18 protein-coding genes are annotated in these 21,885 nt (G+C 68.7%); 7 read left to right on the plus strand and 11 right to left on the minus strand.

All coding sequences use genetic code 11. From position 1 onward, the window contains the following. Positions 1-9 precede the first annotated feature (9 nt). The 7 genes from ACX80J_RS09000 to ACX80J_RS09030 form a co-directional block, all read right to left on the minus strand. The gene (locus tag ACX80J_RS09000; protein ID WP_459347518.1) at positions 10-1,032 is read right to left on the minus strand and encodes a gluconeogenesis factor YvcK family protein; all 1,023 of its coding nucleotides are present in this window, start codon (positions 1,030-1,032) and stop codon (positions 10-12) included. Next, positions 1,032-1,931: an RNase adapter RapZ gene (rapZ, locus tag ACX80J_RS09005; RefSeq protein ID WP_459344496.1), complete on the minus strand. Its 900-nt coding sequence runs from the start codon at positions 1,929-1,931 to the stop codon at positions 1,032-1,034. Before rapZ ends, ACX80J_RS09000 begins: the two co-directional genes overlap by 1 nt. Positions 1,932-2,031: 100 nt before the next feature. Continuing rightward, positions 2,032-4,059, minus strand: a complete 2,028-nt coding sequence (uvrC, locus tag ACX80J_RS09010; RefSeq protein ID WP_459347519.1) for an excinuclease ABC subunit UvrC — start codon at positions 4,057-4,059, stop codon at positions 2,032-2,034. 101 nt (positions 4,060-4,160) lie between these two features. Beyond that, entirely contained in the window at positions 4,161-4,829 is a 669-nt protein-coding gene (locus tag ACX80J_RS09015) for a lysophospholipid acyltransferase family protein (protein WP_459344498.1), read from the minus strand. Next, on the minus strand, positions 4,816-5,517 hold the full coding sequence (locus ACX80J_RS09020; RefSeq protein WP_459347728.1) for an HAD hydrolase-like protein: 702 nt from the start codon (positions 5,515-5,517) through the stop codon (positions 4,816-4,818). Before ACX80J_RS09020 ends, ACX80J_RS09015 begins: the two co-directional genes overlap by 14 nt. 97 nt (positions 5,518-5,614) lie before the next feature. After that, the gene (gene uvrA, locus ACX80J_RS09025) at positions 5,615-8,524 is read right to left on the minus strand and encodes an excinuclease ABC subunit UvrA (RefSeq protein WP_459347520.1); all 2,910 of its coding nucleotides are present in this window, start codon (positions 8,522-8,524) and stop codon (positions 5,615-5,617) included. A gap of 85 nt (positions 8,525-8,609) precedes the next feature. Beyond that, complete coding sequence (locus ACX80J_RS09030; RefSeq protein WP_459344501.1) at positions 8,610-9,074, minus strand: GntR family transcriptional regulator; 465 nt, start codon at positions 9,072-9,074, stop codon at positions 8,610-8,612. A gap of 27 nt (positions 9,075-9,101) precedes the next feature. Between ACX80J_RS09030 and ACX80J_RS09035 the strand changes: the two genes are divergently transcribed. The 4 genes from ACX80J_RS09035 to ACX80J_RS09050 all read left to right on the plus strand — a co-directional run bounded on the left by ACX80J_RS09035 (position 9,102) and on the right by ACX80J_RS09050 (position 14,178). Further along, positions 9,102-9,740, plus strand: a complete 639-nt coding sequence (locus ACX80J_RS09035; RefSeq protein ID WP_459347521.1) for an MBL fold metallo-hydrolase — start codon at positions 9,102-9,104, stop codon at positions 9,738-9,740. 39 nt (positions 9,741-9,779) lie between these two features. Continuing rightward, positions 9,780-12,323, plus strand: coding sequence for a DEAD/DEAH box helicase (locus tag ACX80J_RS09040; RefSeq protein WP_459347522.1), 2,544 nt, complete (start codon positions 9,780-9,782; stop codon positions 12,321-12,323). Between the two features lie 65 nt (positions 12,324-12,388). Further along, positions 12,389-12,865: a GNAT family N-acetyltransferase gene (locus ACX80J_RS09045; RefSeq protein WP_459347523.1), complete on the plus strand. Its 477-nt coding sequence runs from the start codon at positions 12,389-12,391 to the stop codon at positions 12,863-12,865. Continuing rightward, positions 12,862-14,178, plus strand: a complete 1,317-nt coding sequence (locus ACX80J_RS09050; RefSeq protein WP_459347524.1) for an alpha/beta fold hydrolase — start codon at positions 12,862-12,864, stop codon at positions 14,176-14,178. Before ACX80J_RS09045 ends, ACX80J_RS09050 begins: the two co-directional genes overlap by 4 nt. Before the next feature lie 169 nt (positions 14,179-14,347). Here ACX80J_RS09050 and ACX80J_RS09055 read toward each other — a convergent pair whose 3' ends face one another. From ACX80J_RS09055 to coaE, 3 genes are all read right to left on the minus strand, one after another. Beyond that, positions 14,348-15,466 (minus strand): TerC family protein, encoded by a 1,119-nt coding sequence (locus ACX80J_RS09055; RefSeq protein WP_459347525.1) that lies wholly within the window; start codon positions 15,464-15,466, stop codon positions 14,348-14,350. Between the two features lie 252 nt (positions 15,467-15,718). Further along, positions 15,719-17,794 carry an excinuclease ABC subunit UvrB gene (gene uvrB, locus ACX80J_RS09060; RefSeq protein ID WP_459344507.1) on the minus strand — a complete coding sequence of 692 codons (2,076 nt, stop codon included), beginning with the start codon at positions 17,792-17,794 and terminating at the stop codon, positions 15,719-15,721. A gap of 82 nt (positions 17,795-17,876) precedes the next feature. Continuing rightward, a complete protein-coding gene (coaE, locus tag ACX80J_RS09065) occupies positions 17,877-18,911 on the minus strand; it encodes a dephospho-CoA kinase (RefSeq protein WP_459347526.1) in 1,035 nt (344 codons plus the stop codon). A gap of 119 nt (positions 18,912-19,030) precedes the next feature. Here coaE and ACX80J_RS09070 point away from each other — a divergent pair, with 119 nt between their 5' ends. Further along, positions 19,031-20,698 (plus strand): RecQ family ATP-dependent DNA helicase, encoded by a 1,668-nt coding sequence (locus ACX80J_RS09070; RefSeq protein WP_459347527.1) that lies wholly within the window; start codon positions 19,031-19,033, stop codon positions 20,696-20,698. Between the two features lie 114 nt (positions 20,699-20,812). On the opposite strand, the gene ACX80J_RS09075 is transcribed toward ACX80J_RS09070, so the two are convergent. After that, complete coding sequence (locus ACX80J_RS09075; RefSeq protein WP_459347528.1) at positions 20,813-20,995, minus strand: hypothetical protein; 183 nt, start codon at positions 20,993-20,995, stop codon at positions 20,813-20,815. Positions 20,996-21,230: 235 nt separating this feature from the next. On the opposite strand from ACX80J_RS09075, the gene ACX80J_RS09080 reads away from it, so the two are divergent. Both ACX80J_RS09080 and ACX80J_RS09085 read left to right on the plus strand, forming a co-directional pair. Then, entirely contained in the window at positions 21,231-21,464 is a 234-nt protein-coding gene (locus ACX80J_RS09080; RefSeq protein ID WP_459347529.1) for a hypothetical protein, read from the plus strand. A 10-nt stretch (positions 21,465-21,474) separates the two neighbouring features. Continuing rightward, the gene (locus tag ACX80J_RS09085; RefSeq protein ID WP_459347530.1) at positions 21,475-21,876 is read left to right on the plus strand and encodes a hypothetical protein; all 402 of its coding nucleotides are present in this window, start codon (positions 21,475-21,477) and stop codon (positions 21,874-21,876) included. Positions 21,877-21,885: the final 9 nt, after the last annotated feature.

Consider the following 21,885-nt stretch of genomic DNA (forward strand, 5'->3'; position numbering starts at 1 on the left):
GATACACTCCTAGTTCTCCCCAAACATGTCGTTGTAGGACGTCGCCAGCCTCAGCGGGTCGTGCACGGGCTTACCGGTCGAGACCCCCACTGTACCGAAGACGGCGCGTCCTCCCATCCCTGCCACGGCCCGCTCGAACTCGGACCGGTCCCCTATCACCGCGGGATCGGCGAGTACCACGTCCACCGTGAAATCCGGGGCATACCGGCGGATCACGTTCAGGTGGTCGATGGCGCTCATGCCCTGCGTCTCCTTGGTGTCGTTGCTCAGGTTCATCGTGAGGCACCGCCGCGCGGAGGTGCGGCACAGCGCGCTGCGGAGCTCGGGGAGCAGCAGGTGGGGCAGCACCGAGGTGTACCAGGAACCGGGCCCGAGGATCACCCAGTCGGCCAGTTCGATGGCCTCCAGCGCGTCATTGCATGCAGGAGCCTCCGGCGGGAGGAGCCGGACGTTGCTCACGTTCCCCGACTCCGCGGCGACCGCGAGCTGCGCCTGTCCGCTGACCGTGCGGACGCGGAGGGAGCCGTGCACCTCGCTGAGCACGTCGCCCTCGATCGTGAGCGGCACGCTCGCCATCGGGAGGACCCTGCCGCGCGCCCCGAGGAGTGCGCCGGCCCACTGCAGGCCCGCCACCGGGTCTCCCAGCAGTTCCCAGAGCGTGACGATGAGGAGGTTGCCCATGGCGTGACCGTCGAGCGACCCCTCGACCCCGTCCCGCGATGCGAAGCGGTGCTGCATGACGTCCCGCCAGGTACGGCCCCAGTCGGTGTCGTCGCACAGGGCGGACAGTGCCATGCGGAGATCCCCCGGGGGCAGCACCCCGAGTTCCCTCCGGAGCTTCCCGGACGACCCGCCGTCGTCGGCCACCGTCACCACGGCGGTCAGCTCCTGCGTCAGGAGCCGCAGGGCGGACAGCGACGCGGACAGTCCGTGTCCGCCGCCGAGGGCGACGACGGTCGGGCCTGCGCCGCCCTCACCCTTCCTGCGCGCCGCCGGCGGGACGAGGGGAAGGGGGCCCGAGAACAGCGCCACTACTCACGCCCGAGGTCGCGGTGGTGTGCGGTGACCTGCACGCCCGGCAGCTGGGCCAGTCGCTGGGCGATCTCCTCCGTCACGGCGACCGACCGGTGCTTCCCGCCGGTGCACCCGACGGCGATGGTCGCGTAGTGCTTGTTCTCGCGGCGGTAGCCGTCCAGCACGGGGACGAGTGCATGCACGTACCGGTCGATGAAGTCGCCCGCGCCCTGCGCGCCGAGGACGTAGTCGCGGACCGGCTCGTCCAGTCCGGTCTGGGGGCGCAGGACGGGCACCCAGTGGGGATTGGGGATGAAGCGGACATCCGCTACGTAGTTGGCATCCACCGGCAGGCCGTACTTGAAACCGAAGCTCATCACGTTCAGCCGCAGGACGATGGGGCCGGATTCCGAGAACAGCTCCGTGACGCTCGTGGCGAGGGCGTGCACGTTCAGCTCGCTCGTGTCGATCACGATGTCCGAGGAGTACCGGATGTCCTTCAGCACGTCGCGTTCCGCGGCGATGCCGTCCAGGATGCGGCCGTCGCCCTGCAACGGGTGCGGGCGGCGGCCCTGTTCGAAGCGCCGCACCAGCACGGCGTCGTCCGCGTCGAGGAAGAGCACCCGGTAGTTGACCCCTGCCGACCGCAGGCCGTCGAGGGCCGCCTTGATGTCGAGAAAGAGTTCCTTGCCGCGCACGTCGATGACGACGGCGAGCTTCGGGATGGACTGCGGCGTCCGCGCCACGAGTTCGGTCAGCGTCGTAAGCATCTGCGGCGGGAGGTTCTCCACCACGTACCAGCCGTGGTCCTCCAGCGCGTTCGCGGCCGTACTGCGCCCGGCGCCCGACATGCCGGTCACCACCAGCAGCTCGGACTCGGTGGGTTTGACCGGAGTCAGGCTCGTGGCCTCAGTCATATCGTGGTGCGTCCGTTCCGGCTCGACGGGGCACCCGGTTTCCCGGCCTGCCCTGGTGTGCGGTCTCAGCGGCGCTCCTGCGGCCGCGCCTTCAGCCTAGCTAATCTTCGATGATCTCGCCCGTGGTCATGTTCACGGCCGGGGCGGCGTCGTCGACGGCGAGGGCCGTGCGGATGGTCTCGGCGAGTGCGGGCCCCACACCCGGTACCTGCACGAGCTCCTCGAGCGTGGCCGCCCGAATCTTCTTGACCGAGCCGAAGTGCTTGAGCAGGGCCTTGCGTTTCGCCGGGCCGAGCCCGGCGACCTCGTCGAGGGCCGACGCCGTCATGGACTTGCCGCGCTTCTGACGGTGGAACGTGATGGCGAAGCGGTGGGCCTCGTCGCGAATCCGCTGCAGCAGGAACAGGCCCTCGGACGCCCGGGGAAGGATGACCGGGAACTCGCTGTCCTGGATCCACACCTCCTCGAGGCGCTTCGCGAGGCCGATCACGAAGACGTCGTCGATCCCGAGGTCCGCCAGCGCGCGCGAGGCAGCGGCGACCTGCGGCGGTCCGCCGTCGACGACGACGAGGCTGGGCGGATACGCGAAACGGTTGCGGGAGATCGCCGTCGTGGTGTCCCGGACGGGTTCGCCCTGCGCATCGACGTCGGGGTGCTCCAGGACCGATGCCTCGTCGTCCACCGGGTCGACGTCGGGATCCGGACCGGCCGCGCGCTGCTCCCCCTTCCCGGCGAGGTAGTTGCGGAACCGGCGGTGGATCACGTCGTACATGGAGGCGGTGTCGTCCCGTGCGGCGTCGCCGGTGATGGAGAACTTCCGGTACTCGGACTTCCGGGGCAGGCCGTCCTCGACGACGACCATCGAGGCCACCACGTTGGTGCCCTGCACGTGCGAGATGTCGAAGCACTCGATGCGCATCAGCGGCTGCGGCAGGTCGAGGGCCTCCTGCAGCTCCTGCAGGGCGGCCGACCGCGTGGTGATGTCACCGGCCCGGCGGCTCTTGTGCAGGCGCAGGGCGTCCGCGGCGTTCTGCTCCACGGTGCCCAGCAGCGTGGCCTTGTCACCGCGCTGGGGCACCCGCACGTCGACGCGAGCTCCCCGGAGGCCCCGGAGCCATTCGAGCATCTGGTCGGAGTTGCTGGGCAGCACCGGGACGAGGACCTCGCGCGGGATCTGCTCGTTGCTGCTGCTGCCCTCGCCGTAGACCTGCTGGAGCAGGTGCTCCACGAGGTCGGGCGTGTCCATGTCCTCGACCTTCTCCACCACCCAGCCGCGCTGTCCCCGGATCCTGCCGCCCCGGACGTGGAAGACCTGCGCCGCGGCCTCGAGCTCGTCCTCCTTGAGGGCGAAGATGTCCGCGTCGGTGTCCTCGCTGAGCACGACGGTATTGCGTTCGAACACGCGGCGGAGTGCTGCGATGTCGTCGCGCAGGCGGGCGGCCGACTCGTAGTCGAGCTCGGCGACGGCAGCCGCCATCTTCTTCTCGAGCCCGGAGATGAACTTCTTCGCCTCCCCGGACATGAAGTCGCAGAACTCCCCGGCGAGGGCCTTGTGGTCCTCGGGGCTGATGCGTCCGACGCAGGGCGCGGAGCACTTGTCGATGTAGCCCAGGAGGCAGGGCCGGCCGGTGCGTTCCGCGCGCTTGAACACCCCGCTGCTGCAGGTCCGGACCGGGAAGACGCGGAGCATGGTGTCGACGGTCTCGCGGATGGCCTTCGCGGGGTAGAACGGACCGAAGTAGCGCGTGTCCTTCTTCTTGTCGCCGCGCATCACCTGCACGCGCGGGTACTTCTCCCCCATGGTGACGGCGAGGTAAGGGTAGGACTTGTCGTCACGGAACATGACGTTGAACCGTGGATTGAATTCCTTGATCCACGTGTATTCGAGCTGGAGCGCCTCGAGTTCACTCCCGACGACGGTCCACTCGACGCTCGCGGCGGTGAACACCATGCTCCGCGTCTTGGCCAGCAGGCCCTGGGGGTTCGCGAAGTAGGAGTTCAGGCGTGAGCGCAGGTTCTTGGCCTTGCCGACATAGATCACCCTGCCGTGCTCGTCCCGGAAGCGGTAGACGCCCGGATCGAGCGGGATCTCGCCTGTCTTCGGCCGGTAGGTTACTGGGTTCGCCACGCCTTTCATCCTAGGACGGCGCGGCAACGGCCGGAGACCGCGGGCACCGCTTTCCGCTGACCGCTGACGCGGGTCCGGCCGCGCCGCTGCAGCGTTGAGCACTACTCGGTCGGAGGGCTCTGGTTGTAGTGCGGCACCCGTTCCTGGCCGGTCAGCGCGGCGATGCTGTCCATGATGGAGTCCGTCGCGCTGCGCCGGGCCGGCAGCGGGTGGCCGGGCCCGGTCTTCGCGAAGACGAGCGGCTCCCCGATGCGCATGGTGAAGTGCTGCGGACGGACTCCCTTCTTCCCCGCGGGCTGCAGGGCCTCGGTGCCGAGCAGGCCGACGGGGACCACGGGCGCCCCGGTGGTGAGCGCGAGCCAGCCGACGCCGGTCCTCCCCCGGTAGAGCCGGCCGTCGCGCGAGCGGGTCCCCTCGGGGTAGATCCCGACGCCGTCCCCCTGTTCCAGCAGGTCCAGGAGCGTCCTGAGCGCCTGGACGCTGGCGGCCTGCTGTCCGCGCTCCACCGGGATGGACCCGACGCCCTCGAAGAACGCCTTCATGAGCGCGCCTCTCACTCCCCTCCCCGTGAAGTACTCGGCCTTCGCGAAGAACGCGACCGGCCGCGGCATGAGCGCCTGCACCAGCACGCTGTCGAGGAAGGAGAGGTGGTTCGCCGCGACGATGAAGGGTCCGTCCTTCGGTACGTTGCCCAGTCCTTCGACGGTGGGCCGGCAGAGACCGGCGATGAGTCCGCGCGTCGTGCTGCGCGTCAGGTCATAGACCCCCACGGAGCACCTCCAGCAGCTCGTCGGCGGATCGCACGACGGCGGCCGCCCCCGCGTCCTCCAGTTCGCCGGGAGCGGCGAACCCCCACGCGACGCCGACGCAGGCCAGGCCGTTGGCGCGGGCGCCCTCGACGTCGTGCCGGCGGTCACCGACCATCACCGCCCGACCCGTCACCGCCCGACCCGTCACCGACCGACCAGGAGCCGCCTGCTCCGCATACTGCCCGTGGTGTTCCAGCGCGGCCCGGATGATGGGTTCCTTGCCGCCGACCGTCGCGGCTTCGTCGCGCGGGGAGCCGTGGACCGAGGCGAAGAGGTGCCGCAGGCCCTGCGCCTCGAGGAGGTCCTCGGCGAGCCATTCCGGCTTCTGGGTGGCGACGGCGACCACCACTCCCTCTGCGGCGAGTGCTGCCACGCACCGGGCGACGCCCGGATAGGGGCGGCTCTGCGCCATGCCGGTCGAGACGTACCCCGCCCGGTAGGTGGCCATCACCTCGTGCACGTGCGCTGCCGGCACGCCGCCCAGCGCGGTGAGGGAGTGCACCAGGGGAGGTCCGACCATGGCCTGCAGGGTGTCGTCGTCGGGCACGGGCAGGCCGTGGCTCCGCAGCGCCGAACTGATGCCTCCAGTGATGGCTCCCGCAGGGTCGACGAGCGTCCCGTCGAGGTCGAAGAGTATCAGTGCATGCATATTCGCCACCGGGCAAGCTTGCCATAGCACCGGGGAGGGCACGCATTCCGCATGCCCTCCCCGGTATATCCACGACGCCTATTCACGCCGCGGGGAGCTACCCGACCTTGTCGAAGATCTCCTTGAGGAAGGTGCCGGTGTAGCTGCGCTCGTTCTGGGCGACCTGCTCCGGGGTTCCGGTCGCGATGATCTGGCCGCCGCCCGAGCCGCCGTCCGGACCGAGGTCGATGACCCAGTCGGCGCTCTTGATGACGTCGAGGTTGTGCTCGATCGTGATGACGGTGTTGCCCTTGTCCACGAGTCCCTGCAGGACCAGCAGGAGCTTCCGGATGTCCTCGAAGTGCAGGCCGGTGGTCGGCTCGTCGAGGACGTAGATGCTCCGCCCGTTCGAGCGCTTTTGCAGCTCGCTCGCGAGCTTGACGCGCTGCGCCTCGCCGCCCGAGAGCGTCGTGGCGGGCTGGCCGAGCCGTACGTAGCCGAGACCCACCTCCACGAGGGTGTTCAGGTGCCGGGCGATGGGGCTGAAGGCGGCGAAGAACTCGGCGCCCTCCTCGATCGGCATGTCGAGCACGTCGGCGATGGTCTTGCCCTTGTAGTGCACCTCCAGCGTCTCGCGGTTGTAGCGCGCCCCGTGGCAGACCTCGCACGGGACGTAGACGTCGGGCAGGAAGTTCATCTCGATCTTCAGGGTGCCGTCGCCGGAGCACGCCTCGCAGCGGCCGCCCTTCACGTTGAAGGAGAACCTGCCCGGGAGGTACCCGCGGACCTTGGCCTCGGTGGTCTCCGCGAAGAGCTTGCGGATGTTGTCGAAGACGCCGGTGTAGGTCGCGGGGTTGGACCGGGGGGTGCGGCCGATGGGGCTCTGGTCCACGTGGATGACCTTGTCGAGGTGCTCCAGGCCGTCGATCCGCTTGTGCCGCCCGGCGACCTGCTTGGCGCCGTTCAGCTTGTTCGCGAGCACCTTGTAGAGGATGTCGTTCACCAGGGTCGACTTGCCGGACCCGCTCACGCCGGTCACGGCGGTCAGCACGCCGAGCGGGATGGTCGCGTCGACGTTCGTGAGGTTGTGCTCGCGTGCGCCGACGACCTTCAGCTGGCGGGAACGGTCGATCTTGCGGCGCCTCGCGGGGATCTCGATCTTGCGGCGTCCCGAGAGGTAGTCGCCGGTGAGGGACCTCTCGTTGGTGAGGAGGTCCTCGAGCAGGCCCGAATGGACCACCTCACCGCCGTGCTCCCCCGCTCCCGGTCCGATGTCGACGATCCAGTCGGCCTCGGCGATGGTGTCCTCGTCGTGTTCGACGACGATGAGGGTGTTGCCGAGGTTCCGCAGCCGTGTGAGGGTCTCGATCAGCCGGCGGTTGTCGCGCTGGTGCAGGCCGATCGACGGCTCGTCCAGGACGTACAGCACGCCCACGAGTCCCGATCCGATCTGCGTGGCGAGCCGGATGCGCTGGGCCTCGCCACCGGACAGCGTGCCCGACGCCCGTTCCAGGTTGAGGTACTCGAGCCCGACGTCGAGGAGGAAGGTCAGGCGTGCCTGGATCTCCTTGAGGACCTGGTTGGCGATCTGCGCCTCGCGACCCGTGAGCACGAGGTTGTCGAGGAACTCCGCGCAGTCGCGCATGGGCATGGCGGACACCTCGGCGATGGATCGGCCGTTGATGAGCACCGACAGCGACGCCGGGTTGAGCCGCGCGCCACCGCACGTGGGGCACGGGATCTCGCGCATGTACTCCTCGTACCGGTCGCGCGCGTTGTCGGACTCGGTCTCCGCGTGCTTGCGCTGGATGTACTGGATGGCACCCTCGAAGCCGGTGCTGTACTTCCGCTCGCGGCCGAACCGGTTCTTATACTGCACCACGACCTTGTGGTCCTTGCCGTACAGGGCGGCCTCGCGGGCACGGTCGGGCAGCTTGCGCCAGGGCGTGGCGAGGTCGAAGTTGAGTTCGGAGGCGAGTCCCTCGAGCAGGCGGGTCCAGTATTCGAGGGTCGCCGTTCCGAGCGACCACGGCGCGATAGCGCCCTCGGCGAGGCTCAGGTCCGGGTTGGGGACCACCAGCTCCTCGTCCACCTCGAGCTTGCTGCCGATACCCGTGCAGGCGGGACACGCGCCGAAGGGATTGTTGAAGGAGAACGAGCGCGGCTCGATCTCGTCGATCGCGAGCGGGTGCTCGTTGGGGCACGCCAGGTGCTCGGAGAAGGCGTGGAGGCGCTTCTCGTCGTCCTCGGGCAGGTCCACGAACTCGGCCAGCACGCGGCCGTCGGCGAGCTTGAGCGCCGTCTCCACGGAGTCCGTGAGGCGCTGCTGGATGCCGCCCTTGACGACGAGGCGGTCGATGATGACCTCGATCGTGTGCTTGTACTGCTTGCCCAGCTTCGGCGGGTCGCTGAGCTGGATGAGCTTGCCGTCCACCCGCGCGCGGGAATAGCCCTTCGCGGTCAGCTCCTGGAAGAGGTCGACGAACTCGCCCTTGCGCGCCCGGACGACGGGGGCGAGGACCTGGAAGCGGGTGCCCTCGTCGAGCTCGAGCAGCTGGTCGACGATCTGCTGCGGCGTCTGCTTGGCCACGAGCTCGCCGCAGACGGGGCAGTGGGGGCGTCCGACACGGGCCCACAGGAGCCGCATGTAGTCGTAGATCTCGGTGATGGTCCCGACGGTGGAACGGGGGTTCTTGCTCGTGGACTTCTGGTCGATCGAGACCGCGGGCGAGAGGCCTTCGATGAAGTCGACGTCCGGCTTGTCCACCTGGCCGAGGAACTGGCGCGCGTAGGCGGAGAGCGACTCTACGTACCGCCGCTGCCCCTCGGCGAAGATGGTGTCGAAGGCGAGGGACGACTTGCCCGAGCCGGACAGGCCCGTGAAGACGATCATGGCGTCGCGCGGGAGGTCGAGGTCGACGTTCCGCAGGTTGTGTTCGCGGGCGCCCTTGACGATCAGCCGGGACAGGTCCTGGGGAGCGGGCTCCGGATTGCGGGCGTGCTGCTCAAGAGACTTTGCTATAGACACCAGATAACTGTAGGTGAAAAAGAGTTCGAAGACATGTTCGAACAACCTTCCTCCCGCGCCGTTCTGGCGCCTCCGGCGCGGCCGTTCACGCTCGGCGCAATGCCGCCCTCACAATGGCCACCGCGTCGCTCTCCGACAGCCCCGCGGAACGCACCACTCCGGCGAACACGTCCGCGGCGTCCGCCACCCGGCGTCGGGCGTCGTCGCCCCCTGCCGTGATCACGGTCCCTGCCCGCCCCCGGGTCTCCACGACGCCGGCCTGCTCCAGTTCCCGGTAGGCGCGCGCCACGGTGTTGGCGGCGATGCCGAGGTGTGCTGCGAGCGCGCGCACCGGCGGCAACCGTGTCCCGACAGATGCCCTGCCCGAGTTGGCGGCAGCCAGGATGGCCTGCTTGATCTGCTCGAAGGGCGGCACCGTATTCGTGGGGTCCACCTTCAGCCAGCGGGGGATGTCCTGCTCCACGCCCGTCCTTCCGTGCTCGGCGACGGGCCCGGCGGCCGTCTCTCCCTGCACCCTACCGCCGTCGGAGCCGCTGCCTGCCGCTTCCACTCGGGGGTGCCTGCCTACACTGGGCACATGCAGAACCTCGCCGATGTGACCATCCGCAGCATCTCGGTCTCCGAGATGGACAACAACGTGTACCTGCTGACCTCGAAGTCGAGCGGTGCCCAGGTGCTCATCGACGCCGCCGACGACGCCCACGCCATCCTCGAACTGCTCGCCGACGCGCAGGAGGACACGGACGCCGAGGCCCGGGTTGCCCTCATCGTCACGACGCACGCGCACTGGGACCACGTGAGGGCGCTGGCCGAGGTGAAGGAGGCGACGGGAGCCCGTACCGCGGCCGGTGCGGATGACGTCGCGGACATCGCCGTACCGACGGACGTCCCGCTGCGGCACGGCGACATCGGGTCCTTCGAGGGCTTCGACCTCGAGGCGATCCACCTGCGGGGCCACACTCCGGGCTCCATGGCACTCCTCTACCGCGATCCCTCCGGCCCGGCGCACCTCTTCACGGGGGACTCGCTGTTTCCCGGCGGCGTCGGCAACACGCAGGGCGACCCGGAGCGCTTCGTCTCGCTCTTCGAGGACGTCTCCACCCGCATCTTCGACTACCTCCCGGATGACACGGTCGTGCACCCGGGGCACGGGAAGGGCACGACGCTCGGCGCAGAGCGCGGCTCCCTCGCGGACTGGAAGCAGCGCGGCTGGTAGCGACGGCGGCAGCGGCGCCACGGGTAGGCTGAACGGACCATGAGGATCCAAGAGCACCTGCCCCGGCACGATGACGGCCACCTTCCAGCGGATGCGGTCTACGAGGCCTTCACCGGCTGGGCGACGGCGCGGGGACTTGCTCTCTATCCCGCGCAGGACGAAGCGGCGATGGAGCTCGTCTCGGGCAACAACGTCATCCTCGCGACGCCGACGGGGTCGGGCAAGTCGCTCGTGGCCATCGCGGCGCACCTGAAGTCGTTCGCCGAGGGCCGCACCAGCTACTACACCGCCCCCATCAAGGCGCTCGTGTCCGAGAAGTTCTTCGCGCTCTGCGACATCTTCGGTCCCGAGAACGTCGGCATGATCACCGGTGACTCGGGGGTCAACCAGGACGCGCCGATCATCTGCTGCACGGCGGAGATCCTCGCGAACCTCGCCCTGCGGGAGGGAGCCGACGCCGACGTCGACACCGTGGTGATGGACGAGTTCCACTTCTACTCCGATCCGCAGCGCGGCTGGGCGTGGCAGGTACCGCTGCTCGAGCTGCCGCAGGCGCAATTCCTGCTGATGTCCGCGACGCTGGGCGACGTCACCCGCTTCGAGAAGGACCTCACCGAACGCACCGGCCGTCCCACCGCGACCGTGACATCCGTCGAGCGCCCCATCCCGCTGCACTACTACTACGTCGAGACGCCCGTGCAGGAATCGCTCGAGGAACTGCTGTCCACGCGGCAGGCGCCGGTGTACGTGGTGCACTTCAGCCAGGCCGAGGCCATCGAGCGGGCGCAGAACCTGATGAGCGTCAACATCTGCACGCGCGAGGAGAAGGACCGCATCGCCGAGCTCATCGCGGCGTTCCGGTTCTCCTCCGGCTTCGGGAAGACCCTCAACCGGCTGGTCCGCCACGGCATCGGCGTGCACCACGCCGGGATGCTCCCGAAGTACCGGCGCCTCGTCGAGCAGCTCGCGCAGGCCGGCCTCCTGAAGGTCATCTGCGGCACGGACACCCTTGGCGTCGGCATCAACGTGCCGATCCGGACCGTCCTGCTCACGGCGCTGAGCAAGTACGACGGCGTGCGGACGCGGCTGCTCAACGCGCGCGAGTTCCACCAGATCTCCGGCCGTGCCGGCCGGGCGGGCTACGACACCGCGGGCACCGTCGTGGTCCAGGCGCCCGAGCACGTCGTCGAGAACACCAAGGCCATGGCGAAGGCCGTGTCCAAGTTCGGGGACGACCAAAAGAAGCTGCGGCAGGTGGTGCGGAAGAAACCTCCGCAGGGCTTCGTCTCGTGGGGCAAGCCCACCTACGACCGGCTGGTGGAGAGCATCCCCGATCCCCTGACGTCCTCCTTCTCGGTCAGCCATTCGATGCTGCTGAACCTGCTCGAGCGCCCGGGCGATCCCTTCAAGGCCACCAAGCGGCTGCTGACCGAGAACCACGAGACGCGCGCCTCGCAGCTGCGCCTCATGCGCCGGGCGATCGGCATCTACCGCGAGCTCGTCACGGCCGGCATCGTTGAGAAACTGCCGGAACCGGAGCCGGACGGCCGGCGGGTGCGGCTCAAGGTGCACCTGCAGGCCAACTTCGCCCTCAACCAGCCCCTGTCGCCCTTCGCCCTCGCGAGTCTGGAACTCCTCGACCCCGAGGCGCCGGGCTACGCGCTGGACGTGGTGTCCGTCATCGAGGCGACACTCGAGAAGCCCCGCCAGGTCCTGAACGCCCAGGAGAAGAAGGCCCGCGGGGAAGCCGTCGCGGCCATGAAGGCCGAGGGGATCGACTACGACGCCCGCATGGCGCGCCTGGAGGAGGTCAGCTACCCGAAGCCGCTGGAGGACCTGCTGCAGCAGGCCTTCGACGTGTACCGCTCGTCGGCTCCGTGGCTCGGAGACTTCGAACTCGCGCCGAAGTCCGTGGTCCGGGACATGTACGAGCGGGCGATGAGTTTCGGCGAGTACGTGGCCTTCTACGCCCTCACCCGGTCGGAGGGCATCCTTTTGCGCTACCTCGCCGACTGCTATAAGGCCCTGCGCCACACCGTGCCGGTCGAGGCCCTCCGCGAGGACCTCAGCGACATCCTGGAATGGCTCGGTGAACTCGTCCGCCAGGTCGACAGCAGCCTCCTCGACGAGTGGACCCAGCTCGCCGCCGGGATCGCCCCCAGCGCCGCGGTCGGCGCCGTCGACCTGCCCGAGGAGCCACCGTCGGTGACGTCCAACGAGCGGGCCTTCCGCGTCATGGTGCGCAATGAGATGTTCCAGCGGGTGAAGCTGTTCGCCGACGAGCAGGACGAGGCACTCGGTGTGCTCGACGCCGACTCGGGCTGGACCGCCGAGCGCTGGGCCGACGCGATGGACGGGTACTTCGGGGACTACGAGGACATCGACGACGGCCCCGACGCACGCGGCCCCAACCTGCTCCTCATCACGAAGGCTCCCGGCGCGTGGAAGGTGCGGCAGATCCTCAAGGACCCGGAGGGCAACGGGGACTGGGGCATCAATGCCGAGATCGACCTCGCCGCGTCCGACGAGGCGGGGAGTCCGGTCGTCCGGATCCTCGGCGTGGGAGCACCGGTCGCGGCCTGACAGCAGCGGTCGGCCCTCGTGTCAGCGGAGGGCGGGACAGGGCCAGGGCTGGCTAGGCTGGGGGGATGAATGCCATTCGCGAAGCCCTGCCGGCCGACGTCCCGGTTATCCTCCAGCTCATCCACGACCTCGCCATCTACGAGCGCGAGCCGGACGCGGTGAAGAACACCACCGAGTCCCTCCAGGAGGCCCTGTTCGGGGACCGGCCCACCATCTACGCCCATGTCGTCGAGGCGCGGGGTGAGATCCAGGGCTTCGCCCTGTGGTTCCTCAACTACTCGACCTGGGAGGGAGTCAACGGCATCTACCTCGAGGACCTGTACGTGCGTCCCGAGGCGCGGGGCGCCGGCTACGGCAAGGCCCTCCTCGCCCATCTGGCGAAGATCGCCGCCGACCGCGGCTATGCGCGCGTCGAATGGTCGGTGCTGAACTGGAACGAGCCGTCCATCCGCTTCTACGAGAGCCTCGGCGCCCGCCCCCAGTCGAAGTGGAGCACCTTCCGGCTGACGGGCGATGCCCTCGCGAAAGTCGCCGCCCTGTGAACCAGGGGGCGGGGCCCGCGGACCACACCGTCGGCCGGACGCTCGTCCTGCGCGGCCTGCGCGCCACCGGCCACGTCTTCCGCGTGCCGCTGGACCATGCGGATCCCACCTCGGCGGACATCGAGGTCTTCGCCCGCGAGTACTCCTCGCTGGAGCACACCGACGACGAGGCCGCCCGGCTTCCCTGGCTGCTGTTCCTGCAGGGCGGGCCCGGCGGACGGGGCGTGCGCACCACGCAGCTCTCCGGCTGGATGAAGGCCGCGGCCAAAAGCTTCCGGATCCTCATGCTGGACCAGCGGGGCACGGGACTGTCCACGCCGGCCGACGCCGCCACGCTCGCCTCGCTGCCCACGCCGCAGGCCCAGGCGGACTACCTGGCGCATTTCCGGGCCGACTCGATCGTGGCGGACGCCGAGCTGATCCGCCGCCGTCTCGGGAGCCCTCCGTGGACCGTGTTCGGGCAGAGCTATGGGGGCTTCTGCACCCTCACCTACCTGTCGGCGGCCCCCGCCGGGATCGAGCGCGCCCTCATCACCGGAGGACTGGCTCCCCTGTCGGGCAGGCCGGACGAGGTGTACCGGGCGACGTTCGCCCGGGTCGAGGAGCGCAACCGCGAGTACTTCGCCTGGTACCCGGAGGACCGGGACCTCGTCACCCGGATCGCCCGTCACGTCGAGGACGTGGAGGAGTACCTGCCCAGCGGCGAACGTCTCACGGCACGCCGCTTCCAGATGGTCGGCTCGTTCCTCGGCGGGAACACAAGGGTCCACGGCCTCCACTACCTGCTCGAGGACGCCTTCACGCGGACCCCCGGCGGACCCCGCCTGTCCGCGGCGTTCCTCGAACAGGTCCACGGCATCGTCAGCCGGGCATCGCAGCCGCTCTATGCCCTCCTGCACGAGTCGATCTACTGCCAGGGCTCCGCCTCGGCATGGGCCGCGCAGCGGGTGCTCGAGGAGTACCCCCAGTTCCGCGATGATGCCGCGGAGCCCCTGCTGACCGGGGAGATGATCTACCCCTGGTACTTCGAGGAGGACCCGGCGCTCCGTCCGTTGCGGGCGGTCGCCGACCTCCTCGCCGAGAAGGACGACTGGGGCGCGCTGTACGACGCGGACGTCCTGGCGACCAATACCATTCCCGCCGCGGCCGCCGTCTACCGCCACGACATCTATGTCGACCGGAACCTCTCCCTGGCGACCGCAGCGGCCGTGAGGAACCTCCAGGTGTGGGAGACGGACGAGTTCCACCACGACGGGATAGCGGACGACGGCGAGGCGATCTTCGAGCGGCTCCTGTCGATGACACGCCGGTAGCGGCACCGCCGGTCCTTCCGGAGCCGGCCCCGTCGGGCTGCTCGGACGGACGAAGGACCCCGCACCGACAGAGGACCCCGCACAATGCGCGGGGTCCTCTGTCGGTGCTGGCCTGTCGGTGCTGGCCTGTCGATCCGGAACGCGGGGACGCGGCGTCCCCGGGGCGTTGCTAGCGGCGGTTGTCCTTGTTGCCGGCCTGGTCCGTCGCGCGGTCGTCGAGGCGGTCGTCGAGGCGGTCGTCGAGGCGGTCGTCGAGGCGGTCGTCGACTGCCGGGGTGGAGCTGGCGTCGACACTACCCGAGCGTGCCGCGGCCCTGTCCTCGGCCCGTGAGCGGAGAAGGCTGGCGATCACGGCGATGACGATGGTCGCGACGATCACGGCCAGGGACACGAAGGTCGGGATCTCGGGAGCCCACTCGATGTGCTCGCCGCCGTTGATGAACGGCAGCTCGTTGACGTGCATGGCGTGGAGGACCAGCTTCACGCCGATGAAGGCGAGGATCACGGAGAGCGCGTGCTTCAGGTAGATGAGGCGTGTCATCAGCCCACCGAGCAGGAAGTACAGCTGTCGGAGGCCCATGAGCGCGAAGATGTTCGCCGTGAAGACGATGAACGCACTCTGGGTGAGGCCGAAGATGGCGGGGATGGAGTCCACGGCGAACAGCAGGTCGGTCAGGCCGATCGTCACGAAGACGATGAGCATGGGGGTGAAGAGCTTCTTGCCGTCGACGACGGTGCGGATCTTGTTGCCGTCGTAGGACTCGGACATCGGGAGCACCGACTTGAGCTTCGCGATGAGCTTGTTGTCCCCGGCGTGTTCCTCGTCCTCGCCGGAGTCGGTGGCCTGCTTGTAGGCGGTGTACAGGAGGAATGCGCCGAAGATGTAGAAGATCCAGCTGAAGTTCTCGATCACGGCGGCGCCCAGGGCGATGAAGATGCCTCGCAGGACCAGGGCGATGATGATGCCCACCATGAGCACTTCCTGCTGGTACTTCCTGGGGACCGAGAAGCGCGCCATGATGATGATGAAGACGAACAGGTTGTCGATGCTCAGGCTGTACTCGGTGATCCAGCCGGCCACGAACTGGCCTCCGTACTCGGGCCCCGTGAAGACGAACATGAGTGCGGCGAACACGAGGGCGAGGCCCACGTAGAAGGCGACCCACAGGCCGGCTTCCTTCATGGAGGGCTCGTGCGGACGCTTGACCACGAGCAGTAGATCGAACAGCAGGATGATCCCGAGCACGACGAACGTGCCGATCTCGAACGCCAGGGGCAATGCGGGCATGGAGTACCTTCCGGAGGGTGCGGTCGATTGCCGTAAGTCTCTCCGCCGCGGCGTGATGCCGACCGACCGCTACGTCCGGCAGGGCAACGATGCCTTACGTGTTGACGTCCATAGCGCTTGGGATACTCCCCTACGTACCGCCAATGGTACCCGGGCAGGTGGGAGCGCGGCGAATACGCATGCCACGGTGCGCCTTCGCCGCCTTCCTTGACGGAACTCCCGCGGCGTCTCCCGCGACTCACCGTCCTCCGCTCAGGCGTGCCCGGCCGACTGCATCTGCCGCAGTTCCTTCTTCAGATCGCCGACCTCGTCGCGCAGGCGCCCGGCGAGTTCGAACTGCAGTTCGGCCGCAGCAGCATGCATCTGGTCGGTGAGCTGCTGGATCAGGTCCGCGAGGTCCTCCGCGGGAACGGAGGCCAGCCCCTCGTGGCGGCCCGCACCCTTCTTCGGCTTCCGGTTCTTGCCCGCCTCCTCGAGGAGGGCGCGCGTGTCGGCGTCCTCGCGGTTGATCGTGTCGGTGATGTCCGCGATCCGCTTGCGCAGCGGCGTGGGATCGATCCCGTGCTCGAGGTTGTGCGCGACCTGGATGGCCCTGCGCCGGTTCGTCTCGTCGATGGCGCGTTCCATGGAGTCCGTGATGCGGTCCGCGTACATGTGCACCTCCCCCGACACGTTACGGGCGGCTCGCCCGATGGTCTGGATCAGGGAGGTGGTGCTCCTCAGGAAGCCCTCCTTGTCGGCGTCGAGGATGCTCACGAGCGACACCTCCGGAAGGTCCAGGCCCTCACGGAGGAGGTTGATGCCGACCAGGACATCGAACGTGCCCATGCGCAGTTCCCGCAGGAGCTCCACACGCCGCAGGGTATCGACGTCGGAATGGAGGTACTCGACCTTGACGCCGTGTTCGAGGAGGTACCCGGTGAGGTCCTCGGCCATGCGCTTCGTGAGGGTGGTGACGAGCACGCGCTCGTTGACCTCCACGCGCTTGCGGATCTCGCCGAGCAGGTCGTCGATCTGGCCCTTGGTCGGCTTGACGACCACTTCGGGATCGACGAGCCCGGTGGGACGGATGATCTGCTGGACGTAGCCGTCGGCCTTGCCGAGCTCGTACTTGCCCGGGGTGGCGGACAGGTAGACCGTCTGGCCGATGCGCTCCAGGAACTCGTCCCACTTCAGCGGGCGGTTGTCCATGGCCGAGGGCAGCCGGAACCCGTGATCGACGAGGGTCCGCTTACGGGAGGAGTCGCCCTCGTACATGGCGCCGATCTGCGGGATGGTCACGTGCGACTCGTCGACGACCAGGAGGAAGTCGTCCGGGAAGTAGTCGAGCAGGCAGTGGGGTGCGGACGCGGGGTCCCGGCCGTCGATGTGGCGCGAATAGTTCTCGATGCCGTTGCAGAAACCCATCTGCTCCATCATCTCGAGGTCGTACGTGACCCGCATGCGGAGCCGCTGCGCCTCGACGAGCTTGTTCTGGGACTCGAGTTCCGCGAGCCGCTGCTGCAGCTCGTCCTCGATGTCCTTGATGGCCCTCGTCATGCGGTCGGGCCCGGCGACGTAGTGCGAGGCGGGGAAGACGTACATCTCCTCCTCCTCGCGGATCACGTTGCCCGTCAGGGGATCGAGCGTGTAGATGTTCTCGACCTCGTCGCCGAAGAACTCGATCCGCAACGCGTGCTCCTCGTACATCGGGATGATCTCGACCGTGTCGCCGCGCACGCGGAAGGTGCCCCGGTGGAAGTCCATGTCGTTGCGGGTGTACTGCATGCCGACGAACTGCCGCAGCAACTCGTCCCTGTTCATCTGGTCGCCCCGGCGCAGCGTGACCATCTTGTTGATGTATTCCTCGGGCGTCCCGAGGCCGTAGATGCAGGAGACGGTCGCGACCACGATGACATCCCGGCGGGTCAGCAACGCGTTCGTGGCCGAGTGCCGGAGTCGCTCGACCTCCTCGTTGATCGACGAGTCCTTCTCGATGAAGGTGTCCGTCTGCGGGACGTAGGCCTCGGGCTGGTAGTAGTCGTAGTAGGAGACGAAGTACTCGACCGCGTTGTTGGGCAGGAGCTCGCGGAACTCGTTCGCGAGCTGCGCCGCGAGGGTCTTGTTCTGCACCATGACCAGGGTGGGGCGCTGCACCTGCTCGATGAGCCAAGCTGTCGTCGCGCTCTTGCCGGTACCGGTGGCCCCGAGGAGGACGACGTCCTTCTCCCCCGCGTTGATGCGCCCGGCCAGCTCCTTGATCGCCGTGGGCTGGTCACCTGCCGGCTGGTACTCGCTGATGACTTCGAAAGGTGCCACGACACGCTTGATATCCTGCGCAAGACTCATGGGTTAACGGTAGTCCCTGCCTCTGACACTTCTCCCCGGATTTGCTGGCGGCTGAACGGCGCCGTCGGCCCGGTCGCGCGGTTCAGGCCGCCGGGCCGGAGGCGCTCAGGGTCACCGTGACGTCGGTCGCCGGGCCGGAGGCGCTCACGATCACCGTGACGTCGGTCGCCGGGTCGGCTCCGCGATGCACTGCCGGATCCCGTCCGACAGCCGCTGCGGCGCGCGGGAATCCCGCTGCTGCCACAGCGTCGGATGCGGCGACCAGCTGCTCCGCCCGTTGGACCGTCACGCGCACCGAGGCGGAGGCGACGTCGTCGTGTTCGGCAGGACCGGGAGGACCGGGAGAACCTGCGGGTGCGGCAGAACGGGCGGGTGCGGTGCCGGCCTCGACGGAGGCCCCGGAATCCGGAGGAAGCGCCGCAGCGATCTTCGCCCGGAGGCGGCGCGCCAGCCCACTCGTCCCTGCGAGCCCCGCCACCGTCGATGGGCTCCCTGCCGCGGCCCTGCCCGCCGCGAGGTTGTCGCGGAACGGCAGGATGCGTTCGTGCCACAGCGCTTCCGTCGCCGCCAGGAGATCCTTCAGCGCGCTCTCGTTCACGAGGACTGCATCCGCTTCGCGCAGCCGCTCGCTCCGGGATGCCTGGGCGGCGATGCGCTGCTCGGCGTCCCTGCGCTCCATGCCGCGCTCCCCGACCATCCGCTGGACCCGGAGGTCGTCCCGCGCGTCCACGACGACGACGAGATGGAAGCGCGCGGCCTGGCCGGTCTCGACCAGGAGCGGGATGTCCTCCAGAACGACGGCGCCGGCGGGCGCCGCGCCGATCAGTTCCGCCGCCCGTGCGCGTACCCGCGGATGGATGATGGCATTGAGCCGCGCGCGGGCCGTGTCGTCGCCGAAGACCAGACGGCCCAGGGCGGGCCGGTCCAGCCCGCCCCCCGGCGCCAGGACCTGCGGCCCGAACGCGGCCACGACATCGTCGAGGCCCATCGACCCCGGCTCCACCGCCTCGCGTGCCAGGAGGTCGGCGTCCACGACGACGGCGCCGAGGCCGGCGAAGGAACGGGCCACCACGGACTTGCCCGCGGCAATGCCCCCTGTCAGTCCTATGCGCAGCATGAGGCCAGACTAGCCGGATCTCCCCCGCCCGCTGTCAAGCGCCGCCCCCTGCGCGGAGGGCGAACGGGTATGTCGGAGCCCTTCAATACGCTAAGGGGACTTATCTTTCGAGGAGTACCGTGACCATCACCCTTCAGGACCTTCAGGACACCGCCGCGTCCACCTTCGGCTGGGACGACCTGCGACCCGGCCAGGAGCGGGCCATGGAGGCCGTGCTCGAAGGGCACAGCGTCCTCTGCGTCATGCCGACCGGATCCGGCAAGTCGGCCATCTATCAGGTGCCGGCGATGGCGCTTCCCGGCGTCGCCGTCGTGATCTCCCCCCTGATCGCACTGCAGCACGACCAGGCGGACGCGATCAACGAGCGTGCCGGTCATGTCCGGGCGCACGTCATCAATTCGGGCATCAGGAAGAGCGAGCTCGACGCCGCCTGGAAGGCCGCGGCGGACGGCGACGAATCGACGCGGGCGAAGTTCCTCTTCCTCGCCCCGGAGCAGATCGCCCGGGACGACGTCACCGCACGCCTGCGCTCACTCGATGTCTCATTGGTCGTCGTCGACGAGGCGCACTGTGTGTCCTCGTGGGGACACGACTTCCGGCCGGACTACCTGCAGCTCGGCCACCTCGTGCGCGAGCTCCGCGTGCCCGTGATCGCCCTCACGGCGACAGCCTCCCGCCCCGTGCAGAAGGAGATCGTCGAGAGGCTCCACCTGAAGGACCCGCTGGTCATGGCCGAGGGCTTCGACCGCCCGAACATCTCCCTCGACGTCGTGCAGCATGTCGAGGAGGACGAGAAGCAGCGAGCGGTCCGCGACCAGGTCCTGGCGCTCGCCGGGCCCGGGCTCGTGTACGTCGCGACGAAGAAGGCGGCCAACACGCTGGCATCGGAACTGCAGGAGCACGGAAGGAGCGCCGACGCCTATCACGCCGGCCGCCGGAAGAAGGAGCGCGAGGCGGTCCACGAGGGCTTCCTCGACGGCACGATCGACGTCGTCGTCGCGACGACGGCCTTCGGCATGGGCATCGACAAGCCCGACGTGCGTTTCGTCATCCATGCCGACATCTCGGATTCCCTGGACAGCTACTACCAGGAGATCGGGCGCGGCGGTCGTGACGGGCTCGACGCACAGGCCGTCCTGCACTACCGCCCGGAGGACCTGTCCCTACGACGGTTCTTCGCTGCGAAGTCCGTCAACCGGACGCAGGTCCGGAACCTGTTCATGCTCATCGCCGCTCAGGACAAGCCGGTGAAGATGAAGAAACTGAAGGAGCTGTCGGGCCTGTCCCCGCGGACACTGACCGGGCTCCTCAACCTGCTCGCGGCCTCCGAGAGCATCGGTGACGGGGTGAAGGGCTACCGGGCCCGGAAGCTGCCCGCGGACGAGGCGGCGGCCAGGGCGGTGGAGCAGGCGGAGAACCGGGAGCGGATCGACCAGTCACGCGTCGAGATGGCCCGCCGCTACGCCGAGACGAGAGGGTGCCGCCGGCAGTTCCTGCTGTCCTACTTCGGGGAGGAACTGCCCGAGCCCTGCGGGAACTGCGACAACTGCACGCGGGAGAGAGCAGCTGCGGGTCCGGAGCCGGCAGAGGCGACCCCCGCCGGGGAGCACGTTGTGCCGTTCGAGGTCGACGCGACGGTCGAGCACCCCGAGTGGGGTCGCGGGACCGTCATGGGCTATGAGGAGGGAATCATCACCGTCCTGTTCGACTCGGCCGGGTACAAGACCCTGTCGGTCGAGCTCGTGCTGGAGAAGGACCTGCTGGCCGCCGTGCCGCCCGGACGGTGAGGCGGCACGGCAACGGAGGACTATCGGGGCTGGGCGGGGTTGGTGGGGTCGCCCTGCGACGGCGGGTTGATCGGCGGTCCGGAGGTCGCCGGGCTGACCGGGGAACCACCCGCGCTACTGGTCACCTCGGGCGTGGACGAGCTTGATGGGGAGTCGATTCCCGTGCGCCTCCTCGTAGTCGATCAGGGCCCGCAGACCGCCCTCGTCGAGTCCCGTGATGCGGGTCGGCAGGGTTCCGAGCGGGATGTGGTCGTAGTCTGGCAGCGGCAGCGCGTTCTGGCCTGATGATCCGGTCACGTCAACTCCTGGGCTCATTGGGAAGCGTGCTTAGTAATTCCAGCCTAGGCACGGGAGATGCCGGCGGGCAAGGGACTCCTGGGTGGTTCGGACAGTGGCGGAAGCGACCGGATCGCTGTTCCTACACCCTCCGGGGCACGGTGAAACAGCGGATTCGGCCCGGAAATGCGTGTGTATCCTGATCCTTTGTACTCAAATCGAACCTGTTGCCGAGGCTGGGACCGTGACTTCTCCGATGGAAGAACTGACTTTCGTCTTCGCCAGACTCAAGGGCCTCCTGCTCACGGAGGGGAAGGCCGGGCGGGCGGTCGAAGACCTCGCCGAAGCCGTCAAGAAGTCGATCCCCGGGTCCCTCGGAGCCGGGGTCACCGCGATGCGGCGGATGGTGTCGGAGGCCGCGAGCAGCGGGGCGGACCTACGGACGGTGGCCCTGTCCGTCGTCGACGGCACCGCCGGTAGCTCGCACTGAGGCGTGGCCCGTGGAGAACCAGCCGGATCACGAGTATCAGCGAATACGCCTCCTTCGGGCGTTGCGCCATGCCCAGATCGAAGCCAGTGAGCTGTGGCTGCACTACTTCGGCCTGGGCGGTGATGCCGGCGAGTACGAGGTGGAAGCGTACCTCCACGGCTCGTTCATCCTTCCTCCGCTGCAGCGGGACCTCCTCGCCCATACTGCAAATGAACTGATCGACAGGCTGCCGCCGCCACCCCGCGCTCCGTACAGCACGGATCCCGCGAGCGACGCCGGACAGCGCGGCAGTGGGATCCCCCGCGCGCCGGGAGGGAGCGGTTCGGACCGTCGGGCCCTCGACTGGCTCTTCGACAACCCGCCGGGCGGACTGGAGCCGGACACCAACGGCGGCGGTCCATCCACCCCCTGACCGGAGCGG

Source organism: Arthrobacter rhamnosi (assembly GCF_054510975.1).